The sequence below is a fragment of the Pseudomonas sp. 30_B genome (genome assembly GCF_017491605.1).
In the GTDB taxonomy this organism is placed as follows: Bacteria; Pseudomonadota; Gammaproteobacteria; order Pseudomonadales; family Pseudomonadaceae; genus Pseudomonas.
In genome coordinates this window covers 1-15060 of the sequence record NZ_JAFGYY010000011.1, presented here as the reverse complement: position 1 = coordinate 15060, position 15060 = coordinate 1, and the positions used below count along the sequence as shown (strand labels likewise).

The following is a 15060-nucleotide window of genomic DNA, read 5'->3' as shown; positions in this document are numbered from 1 at the left end:
TGCCGGTCTGACAGTCTGGATAAGTCGCATTCGGTTGCGTCTGGGTTTCTTTCGGAAATATCCAGCGATTTTCCTAGACCAGATGAACTTGTCCTTGGCCGTCATATTGCTATCATATTGCCCCCCTCGACGACTCTTTGACCATGGAAAAGTTCCCATGGCCTGGCAAATCATATTGAAATGCCTGGCTATGCAAGGATGCACTACGCAATGAATGACTATGTTGCTCCACCCCGCAGAGATGCTGAAATCGACCTTCTGGCCCTGTGTGGCTCCCTCTGGACGTACAAGTTCCTGATCCTGGGAGTGACGCTTTTCATCTTCGCTTGTTCCACGCTGTACGCGATGCTGGCGACGCCTGTATACCAGGTGGAAAGCGTGCTTCGGCCCGTAGCGCTCAAGCACCTCGATGAGCTCAATGGCACGAAACTGATGGAATTGAGTCCTGCCAATGCATTGCAGCAGGTGGGTGTGGCGCTGGAGTCCTACAGCATTCGCCTGCAGTTCCTCCGTGATAATCCGGAGTTGACCGCTGCGCTGCAGATTGGCGATGAGCCGCTTGAGCAGGTGCTCGAGCGACTGAACCGTGACGGATTTACCGTGCTGCGCCCGGACCTGAAGAAGGCGCCGGATAGTGCACCCTTTGTAGGGCTACGTTTTGCCTTCCCCGCCGGTGTCGACGGCGTTGCGATCGTCAACGGACTGGTTGGTGCCGCGGTGGAGCGGGAGCGCCAGCGAATCCAGGATGATTTCAGCGTTCTCCTGGCTAACCGCCTGGCACAGGTGGAGAGCAAGATCGCGGCGCAGCGGGCGGCCTATGACGCCGGTAAGGAAGCCAAGATCGCGGTCCTTCTGGAAGCCGATCGCCTTCAGAAAGTTCAGCTTGAGGACGAGCTCCGAGCGCTTCGTCAGCAGTTGCTGGTTCGGCGGCAGAATCGCATCAAGCAACTCAATGAGGCGATTCAGATCGCTGAACGACTGCATATTACCAAGCCGACCACGCCTTCTGCCTTGGGCGATAGCCAACGGGAAACTCAGGGGAGCATCTTCCGGACCGAGGTCAATAATCAGCAGATACCGCTCTACTTCATGGGGGTGGAAGCCCTGGAGGCTGAGCGATCTGCCTTGATTGCCCGACAGTCCGATGATTTTTCCGAGCCGCGTATTTCCGAGATTCAGAAACAGCTGACACTGCTCGCCCATAACCGCGAGGTCGAAGTGCTGCGGGACCGCGCGAACGAAGAACTGTTCCTTGCGAATCTTGCTGCACTCACCGAGCAGAGGGCCAGGCTGGAGCATATGAAAGTCGATTTCTCCAAACTGCAGCTGGTGCAGCTCGATCAGTCTGCTACCACGCCTTCGGCGCCGGTGCGGCCTCGCAAGCTGCTGATCATGGCGCTCGGCCTGATCATCGGTGCGGCGCTTGGCGTGGGTGCCGCGCTCGTCGCCGTGCTGAGAAGAGGAAGGCCGGTGGTGCGCGAGGAGCGCAGTCTGGCTCTGAGTTATTCCTGATGATGTCCGTGCGTTGCCCACTACATATCCCTGGTTGTTTCGGGAAATGTGGCGGGCAACGCAACGAATCGGTAAGTCGGCATGGGCGCCCATGCCATGGACGCTGTTTTGCAGATGACGCCGTGGCGTAGCTTGATCGGGTTCGCCTGATCGGTCGTGGTGTCCGCGTCAGCCAGGCAGGAATGGGCGAAGGCGACACCCCTGCCGAGCGTCTACTGCGCTCTCATCGAAGGTCATCGCCTCACTCCATCCTGAGAAAAGCCGCCGCTGGTCAGTCTTTCCACACCTGCGGATTGACCAGGTTCTTCGGCCGCTCGCCGCGCAGCGCGGTCTCGAAGTTGTCCAGCGCGCACTCGGCCATGGCGCGGCGGGTGTCGAAGGTGGCGGAGCCGATGTGCGGCAGGGTCACGGCGTTGGGCAGGGCGAACAGCGGCGACTCGGCCAGCGGTTCCTTCTCATAGACGTCCAGGCCGGCGGCGAGGATGCGTTTTTCCTGCAGGGCTTCCACCAGTGCGGCTTCATCGATCACCTGGCCGCGGGCGATGTTCACCAGGATGGCGCTGGGCTTCATCAGCTCCAGTTCGCGCTTGCCGATCAGCTTGCGGGTCTGCTCCGACAGCGGCACCACCACGCAGACGAAGTCCGCCTCGCCCAGCAATTCGTCGAAGCCGCAGAAGCGCGCGCCCAGTTCCTGTTCCAGTTCCGGCTTGCGGCTGTTACCGTGGTAGAGCACGTCCATGTTGAAACCGAAGCGCCCACGGCGGGCGATGGCCGCGCCGATGCGGCCCAGGCCGAGGATGCCGAGCTTCCTGCCGTAAACGTCGACGCCGAACTGCGGGGTGTCCACGGTGCGCTTCCACTGGCCGGCCTTGGTCCAGGCGTCCAGCTCGGCGGTGCGCCGGGCGGTGGCCATGATCAGCGCGAAGCCCAGGTCCGCGGTGGTTTCGGTGAGCACGTCGGGGGTGTTGGTCAGCGGGATGCCACGCTGGTTCAGGTAGGCCAGGTCGTAGTTGTCGTAGCCGACCGAGACGCTGGAGATCACTTCCAGCTGGCCGGCGTTGGCCAGTTGCTTCTCGCCCAGCGGACGGCCCACGCCGATCATGCCGTGGGTGGTCGGCAGGGCGGCGGCGAACTGTTCGTTTACATCGCCCAGCTTGGGATCGAGCACAGTGACGTTGAACTGGCTGCGCAGGCGGTCGAGGTGTTCCGGGGCAAGGCGGCTGAAGACGAAGACGTTCTTTTTCATGGTGCTCGGACGGCTGGGGATCAATGAAGGGGCTAACCCTATCATTGCCGGGATGGGGCGGGGCAAGGCTGGCGTGCGCGTCGGGCGGTTATCGAACGGCTCGGTTGCTCTTGTAGGAGCGAGCTTGCTCGCGAAAGGATTTCCCGGCGACCTCGGTGCAATGCGGTTCGCGAGCAAGCTCGCTCCTACAAGGGGATTCTGGAGATTTCGGAGCGGGGGAATAAGGAGTTGCGGGCAAGTTCGCTCACACCGGGGTAAGGAGTTACATCGAGCGAACTTGCCCGCAAACGCGGGAAACAGATCAGGGCGTGACGCTGGCGACGCCCGCCCCATCGGCCTGGAGCACGCCAGGCAGGTTTTCCCGCAGGTAGGCGACCCAGGTCTTGATCTTCGCATCCAGGTACTGCCGCGACGGATACAGCGCGTAAACGTTCAGCTGCTGCAGCTTGTAATGCGGCAGCACGCGCACCAGCGAGCCGTTGCGTAGGCCGTCGACGGCCGAGTAAACGGGGAGGGCGGCGATACCCATGCCGGAGCTGATGGCCTCGGTCATGGCGTCGCCGACGTTCACCTGGAAGGGCGAAGTACCCAGGGTAATCATTTCCTGGCCGTTGGGGCCATCGAACAACCACTTGTCCAGGGGTAGTACTGGACTGATAAGTCGCAGACAGTCGTGTTCGATCAGCTCCGAGGGCGTTTTCGGTGCGCCGCGCCGCGCCAGGTACTCGGGCGAGGCGCAGAGGATGCTGTAGGTCTCGCCGATGCGCTGGGACACCAGGCCCGAGTCCGGCAGCTCCGAGGCGACCACGATGGCCACGTCGAAGCCTTCGTCGAGCAGGTCCGGCACGCGGTTGGCCATGGTCAGCTCGAAGGTCACTTCCGGGTGCAACTGGCGGTAGTGGGCGATGGCGCGGATCACGTAGTGCTGGCCGATGCCGGTCATCGAGTGCACGCGCAGGCGGCCGGCGGGGCGGGCATGGGCGTCGCTGGCCTCGGCCTCGGCTTCCTCGACGTAGGCGAGGATCTGCTCGCAGCGCAGCAGGTAGCGCTGGCCGGCCTCGGTCAGGGCGATGCGCCGGGTGGTGCGGTTGAGCAGCCGCGCCTGGAGGTGCGATTCGAGGTTGGCCACCGCGCGCGATACGTAGGCGGTGGTGGTGTTCAACTGCTGCGCGGCGGCGGTGAAGCTGCCGGTTTCCGCGACGCAGACGAACGCTCGCATGGTCTGCAATGTGTCCATGGGGGCCTCGTCAGTGGGAGCGGCGTATTGTCACACGGATGAAGACATACATTGTTTCATTTTCGGTAATAAACAATCACAAATCAGCCGTCTTATCCGTTTCCTTCCGCCTCCCTAGAATTCAATCGCCGCAATTGGCTCTGCCGGCATCTCGACGCCGGTCCCACGCTGAAAAGCTAGATCACTTCCAGGACCCTCACTGTGTCGCGTCACCTCGTGAAAGGACTGACGTTCGTCGGCTCCTTTGTCATTTTTTCAACAATCGCCGGATGTATCAGCACCGATGGCATCGCCCCGCAGGAACAGCGCCTGGGCGACACCGAGCTGGCCACCGACGCCGCCATCGCGCACGCCAACCGGGAAGCCGGCTGGCCGGCCGAACAATGGTGGCGCGCCTATGGTGATCCGCAGTTGAATGCCTGGGTGAAGACCGCGCTGGAGGGCAGCCCGACCCTGGCCCAGGCCGAGGCGCGGGTACGCATGGCGCTGTCCATGGCCGGCGTCGCCGAATCCGCCGAGTCGCCGCAGGTCAATGCCGACGCCTCGATTACCCGCCACCGCTGGCCGACCGACTACTTCTACGGCCCGGGCGAGCTGGCCGACACCACCACCTTCAACAACAACGCCGCCCTGGGCTTCAGCTATTCGCTGGACCTCTGGGGCCGTGAGCGCAGCAACACCGAGCGCTACCTGGACATCGCCAAGATGACCGCCGCCGAGGCGCGCATGGCCCAGCTGGAGCTGGAGAGCAACATCGTCCGCGCCTATATCCAGCTGTCGCTGCAGTACGCGGAACTGGACATCGGCAAGGCCATGCTCAAGCAGCAGCAGGACATCCTCGCCCTGGCCCAGCGTCGCCTGGCCGGTGGCATCGGTACCCACTTCGAAGTCAGCCAGGCGGAAACCCCGCTGCCGGAAACCGAGCGCAAGATCGAGTCGGTGGACGAGGACATCCAGCTGACCCGCAACCAGATCGCCGCCCTGGCCGGCAAGGGTCCCGGCGCCGGCGCTTCAATCCAGCGTCCGAGCCTGAAGCTCGCCGCAGGACCGGGCCTGCCCAGCAAGCTGCCGATGGAACTGCTCGGCCATCGCCCGGACGTGGTCGCCAGCCGCTGGAAGGTCGCCGCGCAGGCCAAGGGCGTGGACGTCGCCCGCGCCGAGTTCTATCCCAACGTCGACCTGGTCGCCAGCATCGGCTACAGCGCGGTGGGCGGCGGCGTGCTGGAGTTCCTCAACGGCGAGAAGTTCACCTACGGCGTCGGCCCGGCCATTTCGCTGCCGATCTTCGACGGAGGTCGCCGCCGTTCGCAGCTGGGCCAGGAATCGGCCGGCTACGACGCCGCCGTGGCGCAGTACAACCAGACCCTGGTCAACGCCCTCAAGGGCATCTCCGACCAGTTAATCCGCATGCACTCCATGGAGCTGCAGCAGGGCTTCGCCGAGAAGTCCGTGGCCTCCGCCCAGCGCACCTACGACATCGCCACCAAGGCTTACCGTGGCGGCCTGACCGACTACCTCAACGTGCTCAACGCGCAGACCCGCCTGTTCCAGCAGCAGCTAGTGGAGCAGCAGGTGCGCGCCGCGCGCCTGGCCACCCATGCCGGCCTCGTCGTCGCCCTGGGCGGCGGCCTGATGGAGGTCCAGGAAGGGCCGAAGGATTCGAAGATGGTGCCCGACACCGTCGATGTCCGCGCGGTCAGCGAGCGCTGAGATGGCCGCTGACAACTACACCGCCGCCCGCCCGCTGGCGCCGCTGGACGCCCTGCGCCGCGCGCTGCTGGAGTGGGGGCGCACTGACGGCGTCACCTGGATCTACATCGCCAAGGTGCTGCTCGCCTCGCTGCTGACCCTGTGGCTGGCGATGCGCCTGGAGCTGCCGCAGCCGAGCACGGCGACCATCACCGTGTTCATCGTCATGCAGCCGCAGAGCGGCCAGGTGTTCGCCAAGAGCTTCTACCGGATCATCGGCAGCCTGATCGGCCTCTCCGTGATGGTCGCGCTGATCGCCATCTTCGCCCAGGAGCGAGTGCTGTTCCTGCTCGTCTCGGCGCTGTGGATCGGCCTGTGCACCGTGGGCGCCGCGCGCTACCGCGACTTCCGCTCCTATGCCTGCATGCTCGCTGGTTACACCGCCACGCTGATCGGCCTGCCCGCCACCCTGCACCCCGAGGCCGCGTTCATGTCGGCGATCTGGCGGGTGCTGGAGATCTGCCTGGGCATCGTCTGCTCCACTGTGGTCAGTGCCACGCTGTTCCCGCAGACCTCCACCACCGCCATGCGCAGCGCGTTGTACCAGCGCTTCGGCGCCTTCGCCGGGTTCGTCCTGGACAACCTCGGTGGCGGCGAGCGGCTGAAGTTCGAGGCCGCCAACGTCGCCTTCGCCTCCCAGGCCGTGGGCCTGGAAGCGCTGCGCAGCGCCACCCGTTTCGAAGACCCGCACATGCGCCTGCGTTCCGGCCGCCTGTCGCGCCTGAACAACGAGTTCATGGTCCTCACCACCCGTTACAACGCGCTGCACCAGCTGCTCGAGCGCCTGCGTGTGCAGGAGGCCGAGGCGGTACTGCGGGCCTTGCAGCCTTGCCTCGACGAACTGGCCCAGGTGCTCGCGCCCTGGCGCGGCCAGTCGGTCACCGAGCGCGATGCCGAACGCCTGGCCGCGCAGCTGGAAGGCCACCGCTCGCGGATGATGCAGTGCATCCGCAATGGTCGCGCGCAACTGCTCGCCGAGCAGGATGATCCAGCCGCGCTGCTGGACTACAACACCGCCGGCGAGCTGCTCTACCGCCTGGCCGACGACCTCTACGACTATGCCCTGACCCACGCCTCCCTGGCCGCGCACAAGCACGAGCGGGAGAACTGGAAGCACGGCTTCTCGCCCAAGGCCAACCTGGTCGCCTCGCTGGTGGCCGGCGGGCGTACCGCGCTGATGGTGCTGACCTTCGGCCTGTTCTGGATCGAGACCGCCTGGCCCAGCGGCAGCACCTTCGTGCTCAACGCCGCCGCCGTCGCCGCGCTGGTTTCCGCCGCGCCCGATCCGGCGAAGCTGGCCATGCAGATGGCCGTGGGCACCTTCTTCGCGGCGATCCTCGGCTTCTCCGAAACCTTCTTCGTGTTCCCTCACCTCGACGGCTTCGCCCTGCTGGCCTATGCCCTGGCGCCGGTGTTCGCCGTCGGCGCGTTCCTCTCGATCAAGCCCAAGTACGCCGGCTACGGCCTGGGCCTGCTGGTGTTCTTCAGCTTCGGCGCGATCCCGGCGAACCTGACAGTCTACGATCCGGGCCGCATGCTCAACGAATACATCGCCCTGGTGCTGTCGCAGAGCCTGGCCGCGGTGATGGTCGCGGTGATCATGCCGCCGACCAGCGCCTGGCTGTGGCGCCGCCTGGAGAAGGACCTGCGCCTGCGCGTGGTGGAAGCCATCAGCGGCAAGCTCGACGGCCTGGTGTCGTCCTTCGAGAGCGGCACCCGCGACCTGCTCAACCAGGCCTACGGCGCTGCCGCGCGCAGCCCGCAGATGCAGCGCCGCCTGCTGCGCTGGACCTTCGTGGTGCTGGAGATCGGCCATGCGGTCATCGAACTGCGCGCCGAACAGGAAGCCCTGCCGGACGAGCCCTGCTATGCGCAGACGTCGCCCTGGCGGCAGTCGATCCGCGCCATGGGCCGTGCGCTGATCCGCCTGTTCGTCAAACCCGGCGAAGCCAACCGCGAGCGCGCCCTGGCTGCCGTGGAACAGGCCATCGACTGCGTGAAGAACACCGACGAGCCGCGCGCCCCGGACTTCGAGAGTTCGCCCCTGCGCCGCGTGCTCAGCTACCTGCACTTCATCCGCAGCAGCCTGCTCGATCCGCAGTCGCCGCTGCGCGACAGCAAAACCTCTTCGGGAAAGACCTTACATGCTGCCTGACCTGCCCCGCGAGATCGCGTTCCACGGGGTCTACATGCCGACCCTGACCCTGATGTTCATCGTCGCCGCGGTGATCTGCTGGGGCATCGACCGCGTCTTCGCCTCCATCGGCCTGTACCGCTTCACCTGGCACCCGGCGCTGTTCCGCGTGTGCCTGTTCGCCTGCCTGTTTGGCGGGCTGTCCTTGACCATCTACAAATAACGAGCGTGCATCCATGACCCTCAAATCCATCATCAGCCTGCTGGCGACCCTGATCATCCTGGCGGTCGCCGCGTTGATCGGCCGCGCCCTCTGGGTGAACTACATGGATACCCCCTGGACCCGCGACGGCCGGGTGCGCGCCGACATCATCAACGTCGCCGCCGATGTCTCCGGCGTGGTGGTCGACGTGCCGGTGCGTGACAACCAGCAGGTGAAGAAAGGCGACCTGTTGATGCAGATCGACCCGGACCACTACCGCATCGCGGTGAAGCAGGCCGAAGCGGCAGTCGCCTCGCGCAAGGCCACCCTGCAGATGCGCCAGAGCAACGCCAAGCGCCGCCGCGCCATGGACGAGGAAGTGGTATCGCGCGAGAGCCTGGACGATGCCAGCAACACCGCCGCTGCCGCCGAGGCCGACTACCAGCAGGCGCTGGCTGCGCTGGACGCCGCCAGGTTGAACCTGGAACGCACCCAGGTGCGCGCCTCGGTGGACGGCTACGTGACCAACCTCAACGTGCACCGGGGCGACTACGCCCGCGTGGGCGAGGCGAAGATGGCCGTGGTGGACGAGAACTCCTACTGGATCTACGGCTACTTCGAAGAAACCAAGCTGCCGCACATCCGCCTGGGTGACCCGGCCGAACTGCAACTGATGAGCGGCGAGCGCCTGAAGGGCCACGTCGAAAGCATCGCTCGCGCCATCTACGACCGCGACAACCCGGAAAGCCGCGAGCTGGTGGCCGACGTGAACCCGACCTTCAACTGGGTACGCCTGGCCCAGCGCGTGCCGGTGCGCATTCACATCGACGACGTGCCGGACGGCGTGCTGCTGGCGGCGGGGATTACCGCCACCGTGATCGTCAATCCGGAGTCGCGCACCGCGGAGCGCTCCGACGGGGCGGCTGCGGCGGCGCAGTGATCCAATGAAAGAAAACGGGAGCCTCGGCTCCCGTTTTCATCCTGGGGTATCGACGTTGCTTCAGCCTGCGTAGGGCGGATAACCCGTTCCGGGTTATGCGCCCTAAGTGCTGAATCTGGCCAGTCATTCCCCGCCATTGGTTGAACGCTGCGGCGTGACCCCGGCCACCGCCAACGCCTCATGCAGTGTCGGCAGCAGGTAGCGTTCATCGACAACCCCGTCGATGCCATGCCGCACCATGTCCGCGCGCAGGTAGCCGTTGACCCGCCCGAACACCAGCTGCACGCCCTGCTGCGAGAGATTGCGGTACAGCTCCAGCAGGGTACGTGCCGCCGAGTAATCCAGGCTGGTGATGGCGCCGGCATCGACGACGAACCAGCGTAGCCCCGCCGGTGCCTGGGCGACTAGTTGCGTCACCTGGCTGACGAAGAAGGTGTCGTTGGCATAGAACAGGTCGGCCCCGAAGCGGAACACGATCAGCCCCGGCGCCGTCTCCCGGCCGGGCTGCACCGCCACGGGCTGCCAGCGGCCGCTGCTGTCCGGTTCCAGCATCAGGGTGTGTGGGCGGTAGCTGTGGCGTACGTGGTGGATCAGCGACAGCGCCATGGCCAGCAGGATGCCCTGTTCCACACCGACGATCAGCACGGTGGCCGCCGTGATCAGGGCCATGCGGAACTCCACGGGGCTTTCCGTGCGCATGGCCCGCAGGGTCTTCACGTCCACCAGCCCGACGGCGATGGCGAACACCACCGCCGCCAGCGCGCAGTGCGGCAGGTACTGCAGCCACTGGCAGAGGAACAGCAGCACCAGCGCCACAACCACGGCGAAACCCAGTTGGCCGACCTGGCTGCGCGAGCCGGACTGCTCGGCCATGGCGGTCTGGGTCGGGCTGCCGTTGACCACGAAGGCGCCGCTGAAAGCCGCTGCCGCGTTGGCCGCCGAGAGCCCGAGGATGTTGGCGTTCTGGTCGTCGTGCTCATAGTGGCGGTCGGCATAGACCCGGCTGGCCGCCGAGCTCTGGGCGATGATCATGACGAAGCAGGCGCCGGCGATCGGCAGCAGGTCGAGGACATCCCTCCAGCCGAGCCTGGGCAGCGTCAGCGAGGGTAGACCGCCGGCGACCGGGCCGAGCACCTGGATGCCACGGGCGGCGAAGTCGAAGGCCGCGCTGGCGGCGATGCAGCCCGCCAGCAACAGCATCGGGATCGGCAGGTGCGGCAGCCAGCGCTTGGCGGCAAGCAGCACCAGCAGCAGCGACAAGGCCAACGCGGCGGTGGGAGGGTGGATCTGCAGCAGATGGTCGAGCAGGAACAGCAGCTTGCCCAGCGCGGTCGGTGCGCTGATCGCCAGGCCAAACAGGTCGCCGCACATGGCCAGCGCCACCTGGATGCCGACGCCCGCGAGGAAGCCGGTCAGCGCGGTGCGCGAGAGAAAGTCGGCGAGAAAGCCCAGACGCAGCAGGCGTGCGACCAGCAGCAGGGCGGCGGTGAGCAGCGCGACGGTGCCGGCCAGGGCGATGTATTCCGGGCTGCCGATACTGGCCATGCCGGACAAGCGGCTGGAGAAGATGGTCGCCGTGGCCGAGTCGGCCGCGACCACCAGGTGTCGCGAGGCGCCGAAGAAGGCAAAGGCCAGCAGCGGCAACAGGGCCGTGTAGAGCCCGGCGACGGCGGGCATGCCGGCAATCCGGGCATAGCCCAGCAATTGCGGGATATCCATGGCCGCCAGGGAGACGCCAGCCAGCGCGTCGCGCAGTGCGCCCTTGCGGGTGAGGGGAAGAATGCCTTGGAGGATTTTCAGTCGGTTGGCCATCGCGGACGTGCCCTGAATGCGGGTAGGCATTCGAGCAATCGCATCGCCTGGGGAACAGGTGATGGCTTCCCAAGGGCTTATCGGAGATTTCGCGGCCGCGGGTCAGCCGTCACTTCGCTGACGGTTCTTGTAGCTTCCGCGCATGTTCATGCCCGCCAGGCACAGTTGCAGCAGCACCAGCGCATAGGCCCCGGCCGGAAGCCCCCAGGCGATCCACAGCGCATTGCTGGCGAGGAATACCCAGAAGCCCACCTTGCGCCGCCGGCGGTCGCGGGAGCCCACCAGCCAGGCGGCGAGGACGGTGACCAGCATGGCTGGCCATTGCAGCAGGTCGATCAGTTCATTCACGGGTCAGTCGATTTCAGGCGATTGTCCTGATTTCAGACCAGCCCCGGCGCGGCAAAGTGCGGTCGAACCGGATAGCCGTCGAGCAGCGCGTTGGTACGTTCCGGGTCCAGCGCACCGTTGAACGGCACGCCCAGCGCCTGGCGGTGGATGCCGGTGGCGGCCAGCCAGAGGGTGTCGATGCGCGCCGCCAGCGCGCCGGGCACGTCGGTCACCAGCGAGTCGCCGACGAACAGAATGTGCTTCGCCCCGCGTGCTTCCAGCTGGCGCTGGGCGATGCGGAAGGCCGATGGATCGGGCTTGCCGTACCAGTGCACCTGGCCGCCTTCCTCGGCGAAGGCTTCGGCCAGGCGGCCGGCGCCGAACACGGTCTTGCCGCCGGAGACCACCACGCGGTCCGGGTTGGCGCAGAGGAAGGGCTTGTCGGTGGCGCTGCGCAGCGGGGCGAAGCGTGCCTCCAGTTCGTCCTGGGGGAAGCTGCCGACGCCGAGGATCAGCGCGGCGGCGTTCAGGTCGTCGCAGAAGCGCTCGCGGATTTCGCCGGGCCAGGTCGCCAGGGAATCGATCACGCCGACGGTGTGGATGCCGCCGCGCTGGAGTTCGGGTTCGTGGGTGAGGGCGTCGATGGCCAACTGCCCGGATGTGGTGATGCCGCAGTACAGGTCGCGGGGGACGCCAAGGCGCTCCAGGGTATCGGCCATCTCGTTGACGCTGCGCGAGGCATTGCTCAGGAACCACACCGGCTTGCCTTCGGTGGCGCGTCGGCGGAGCCAGGCGAGCGCGCCGGGGAAGACTTCCTGGCCGTCGATCAGCACGCCCCAGAGGTCGAGCAGGAAACCGTCGTAGTCGGCGCAGAAGGCATCCAGACCAGCGTGGTCGATATAGCGGGTATGGGTGACGGCGGTGAAGCGGGAGGAGGACATGGACGGCCTGGCGAGTGGGTGGGTAAGTTTCCTAACCTACCGCACTCGCGGGCTTTTGGCGCGAGCCGAAGTGGATCAGCGGCTGGGATGCGGTGTGCGCGCTTCGCTGAAGGCGCTCACAGCAACTCCTTGAGGTGGCAGGTGGAGAAGGCGCTGGTGCTGCAGGCGCCGCTGGCCAGGGCCTGGCGCAGTTTGTCCACGTCGGCCTTCTGCACGTAGGCGATGGCATCCTTCATGTCGTCTTCGGTGCCGAAGCCGCCATCGGTCATTTCCTTGAGCGCGTCTTCCTTGCTCCAGCCCTCGACCACGGTGCGGTACATGGCGGCGAACAGGCCGGTGCGATCACGCCCGTGCTTGCAGTGCATCAGCACCGGGCCTTGCTGCTGGGCCTGCTGGAGGATGCGCAGGACCTTCAGCACGTCGGCGTCGTCGACGCGGTCGGCGTGGGTGGGGAAGCTCACGACGTCGATCGGCTGGTTGCCGACCCAGGTCTTGTCGTCGTCCTTGATGAAGCTGACCACGGTCTTCACCTTCAGCTGCTGCAGTTCCGGCAGGTTCTGGCTGCTGGGCAGGGCGCTGCGGTAGAGGGTCGGCGACATCTGGTAGAGGTTGAACGACTTGTCCACCGGCTTGGCCCAGTCGGCCTGCGTTTCGCCGGTGGCGAGGGCGGGGAGGGTGGTCAGGCTGGCGATCAGTGCGACGACGCCAGCGGCGCCGCGCAGAATGCGGGGAAAGGACATGGGGACTCCTCGGAAGGTCCGCGCCACCTTAGGCCGGTGCGCGTCGTGCCCCCATGAAAGGGGTGTGAAAAATGCGTGAAGCGGCTTCAGCGTGCCCCGTCTGGCAGGAATCGGGCCATGACGCCCGGGCGGAAGAACCACCAGACGCACAGCGGATAGCACAGGTAGCTGAGGGCGAAGATCAGCAGTGCCGCCGGGCTGGGCGTGTTCTTCCAGGCGGCCATGGCCACCAGGATCAGGTAGAGCACCGCCAGGCCGCCGCCATAGAGCGCGGTCAGCCGCCAGCGTTCGCCGGTCTCGGCCAGGCGCTTGTGCCGGCGGGCGAACCAGAAGGCCATGCCAGCTGCGATCAGCGCCGCCACCAGCAGGGTCGCCGGCACTCCGCCGACCCGCAACAGCCCTCGCGCGACCACGTTGAGGAAGAAGGCGGCGAGGATACCGGCGAGCGCGAGGTAGCGAACCCGATAGGTCATCAGAGTTGCCCGTCGAGGCCGAAGCGTTTCTTCAGCACCTTGTCCAGCAGCCCGGTGGGCAGCCAGCGGGCGATCAACGGCAGGGCGCGGCTGCCGTGGCCGATGCGCACCAGGCGCGGGCGCGGCGAGCGCTGGACGGTGGCCAGCAGCTCGCGGGCGAAGTCGCTGGCCGGAGTAGGCTTGTCCTGGGATGCGGCGGCGCGTGCCTGGATGAAGGCGCGCAGTGGCCACCAGGCCGACTCTTCGCTGACCACCGCCGCCATCTCGCGGCTGGCATTGGCGCCGAAGTTGGAGGCAATGGCGCCGGGCTGTACTTCCAGCACCTCGATGCCAAAGGGCGCGAGTTCCAGGCGCAGTGCTTCGTTCAGCGCATGCACCGCCGCCTTCGATGCGCAGTAGGCGCCAGCGAAGGGCGTGACCAGCACGCCGGACACGCTGCCGACGTTCACCACCAGTCCGCGCCGCGCGCGCAGGGCCGGAAACAGCGCGCGGGTCAGGCCGACCACGGCGAATACGTTGGTCTCGAACTGCTTGCGGAGCGCCTCGCTGCCGCCGTCCAGCAGCGGCCCCATGGCGCCGTAGCCGGCATTGTTGATCAGCACGTCGAGGCCGCCGGCTTCGCGCTGCACCCGCTCGGCGAGCCGCGCCACGGCGGACTCGTCATTGACGTCAAGCTGCACACCACGAAAACCCGCCTGGTCGAGGGCGGCGACGTCCTCGTCACGACGCGCGGTGGCCCAGACCTGGTAGCCGGCGTTCTGGAAGGCGTCGGCGAGGGCGCGGCCGATGCCGCTGGAGCAACCGGTGATGAGGGCGACGGGGAGGGGCATGGCGGGCGGTCCTTGGCTGTGGGCGGGACTACCGTACCGGATTGTGCGGGGCAGGTGAATCAGTTGCCGAAGCGGCCGTTCACATGTTCCGCGCGAAACTCCAGGGTGCTGGCGCGGTAGCCGGGGCGCAGCGGCGGCAGCGGCAGGCAGTCGCTCCAGGCATCGCCGGCGAGCAGCGCGCCGGGGCCGCGGTAGCGCGGGGCTTCGTAGAGGTTTTCGGCGAGGTCCGTGGTATCGCCGGGGCGGTAGGCGGCGACCTTCCAGCGCAGCTCCAGCAGCGGACGCGAGGCGCCGTTCTTCAGGCTGACCGCCAGTGGGCGGCCGGGCGGGCACTGGTCGGGCTGGTAGGCGATGCGCAGTTCCAGGTGCTGCAGCTGGCGGGTGTCGTTGCTGTCCTGCCAGATGGCGAGGGCGATCACCGCCGCCAGGCCGACCAGGCCGGCGCCGGAAATGGGCAGGGCGCGGGAGGGGTAGCGGATCAGCAGGATGATCCAGGTGACGATCAGTAGGATGCCGTACAGCATGGAGCGCTCCGCGGGGATTTGCTGGATACCTTAGCAGGGGGCGGGGTGTGGCGGGTTGATCGCGGCACGGCTCTCGTAGGAGCGGACCTTGTCCGCGAAGTCCATCGCGGATGAGTCCTCTCTCGCAGGAGAAGCCCTTGAGCTTCCCGCCTGCGTAGGAGCGGACTCCGTCCGCGATGCTTTTGGGCTGGGTGTTTCTGCGCCGCTTCGGCGTGTGCTGAGAGATTTTGTTTCGCCCCCTCGGGCGAGTCACTTTGCCAAACGACTGTACGGACCGGGTACATAGCTGACAGGTGTGCGGGGACATGGTTGACACTTTCCGGCGAGCAGCCTTGTCGGGAATCCACACCATGCCCTGGAACACGAGAGATGCCATGAGCCTGAAAGAGGAAT

The 15060-nt window shown here is 66.3% G+C and carries 14 protein-coding genes; 5 read left to right on the top strand and 9 right to left on the bottom strand.

Features of this window, described 5'->3' with window-relative positions; genetic code table 11:
* Positions 1–210: 210 nt before the first annotated feature.
* Complete coding sequence (locus tag J5M67_RS13820) at positions 211–1512, top strand: Wzz/FepE/Etk N-terminal domain-containing protein (RefSeq protein ID WP_207885904.1); 1302 nt, start codon at positions 211–213, stop codon at positions 1510–1512.
* Between the two features lie 271 nt (positions 1513–1783).
* Here the strand turns inward: J5M67_RS13820 and J5M67_RS13815 are convergent, their stop codons facing one another.
* On the bottom strand, positions 1784–2758 hold the full coding sequence (locus J5M67_RS13815; protein WP_207885903.1) for a D-glycerate dehydrogenase: 975 nt from the start codon (positions 2756–2758) through the stop codon (positions 1784–1786).
* Positions 2759–3059: 301 nt separating this feature from the next.
* Entirely contained in the window at positions 3060–3995 is a 936-nt protein-coding gene (locus J5M67_RS13810; RefSeq protein WP_207885902.1) for a LysR family transcriptional regulator, read from the bottom strand.
* 216 nt (positions 3996–4211) lie between these two features.
* On the opposite strand from J5M67_RS13810, the gene J5M67_RS13805 reads away from it, so the two are divergent.
* The 4 genes from J5M67_RS13805 to J5M67_RS13790 are packed head-to-tail and all read left to right on the top strand — an operon-like array spanning position 4212 to position 9020.
* Positions 4212–5705 carry an efflux transporter outer membrane subunit gene (locus J5M67_RS13805; protein ID WP_368735931.1) on the top strand — a complete coding sequence of 498 codons (1494 nt, stop codon included), beginning with the start codon at positions 4212–4214 and terminating at the stop codon, positions 5703–5705.
* Position 5706: 1 nt separating this feature from the next.
* Positions 5707–7899, top strand: coding sequence for an FUSC family protein (locus tag J5M67_RS13800; protein ID WP_207885900.1), 2193 nt, complete (start codon positions 5707–5709; stop codon positions 7897–7899).
* A gap of 1 nt (position 7900) precedes the next feature.
* Positions 7901–8101 carry a DUF1656 domain-containing protein gene (locus J5M67_RS13795; RefSeq protein ID WP_207886088.1) on the top strand — a complete coding sequence of 67 codons (201 nt, stop codon included), beginning with the start codon at positions 7901–7903 and terminating at the stop codon, positions 8099–8101.
* A 13-nt stretch (positions 8102–8114) separates the two neighbouring features.
* On the top strand, positions 8115–9020 hold the full coding sequence (locus J5M67_RS13790) for an HlyD family secretion protein (RefSeq protein WP_207885899.1): 906 nt from the start codon (positions 8115–8117) through the stop codon (positions 9018–9020).
* 123 nt (positions 9021–9143) lie between these two features.
* Here the strand turns inward: J5M67_RS13790 and J5M67_RS13785 are convergent, their stop codons facing one another.
* The 7 genes from J5M67_RS13785 to J5M67_RS13755 all read right to left on the bottom strand — a co-directional run bounded on the left by J5M67_RS13785 (position 9144) and on the right by J5M67_RS13755 (position 14667).
* Positions 9144–10862 carry a SulP family inorganic anion transporter gene (locus tag J5M67_RS13785; protein WP_207885898.1) on the bottom strand — a complete coding sequence of 573 codons (1719 nt, stop codon included), beginning with the start codon at positions 10860–10862 and terminating at the stop codon, positions 9144–9146.
* A gap of 72 nt (positions 10863–10934) precedes the next feature.
* A complete protein-coding gene (locus J5M67_RS13780) occupies positions 10935–11144 on the bottom strand; it encodes a hypothetical protein (protein ID WP_207886087.1) in 210 nt (69 codons plus the stop codon).
* 68 nt (positions 11145–11212) lie between these two features.
* Positions 11213–12100, bottom strand: coding sequence for a TIGR01459 family HAD-type hydrolase (locus J5M67_RS13775; RefSeq protein ID WP_207885897.1), 888 nt, complete (start codon positions 12098–12100; stop codon positions 11213–11215).
* Between the two features lie 116 nt (positions 12101–12216).
* The gene (locus tag J5M67_RS13770) at positions 12217–12840 is read right to left on the bottom strand and encodes a tyrosine-protein phosphatase (RefSeq protein ID WP_207885896.1); all 624 of its coding nucleotides are present in this window, start codon (positions 12838–12840) and stop codon (positions 12217–12219) included.
* Between the two features lie 86 nt (positions 12841–12926).
* Positions 12927–13313, bottom strand: a complete 387-nt coding sequence (locus tag J5M67_RS13765) for a hypothetical protein (RefSeq protein WP_207885895.1) — start codon at positions 13311–13313, stop codon at positions 12927–12929.
* Positions 13313–14143, bottom strand: coding sequence for an SDR family oxidoreductase (locus J5M67_RS13760; RefSeq protein WP_207885894.1), 831 nt, complete (start codon positions 14141–14143; stop codon positions 13313–13315). Before J5M67_RS13760 ends, J5M67_RS13765 begins: the two co-directional genes overlap by 1 nt.
* 59 nt (positions 14144–14202) lie before the next feature.
* Complete coding sequence (locus J5M67_RS13755; protein ID WP_207885893.1) at positions 14203–14667, bottom strand: multidrug transporter; 465 nt, start codon at positions 14665–14667, stop codon at positions 14203–14205.
* Positions 14668–15060: the final 393 nt, after the last annotated feature.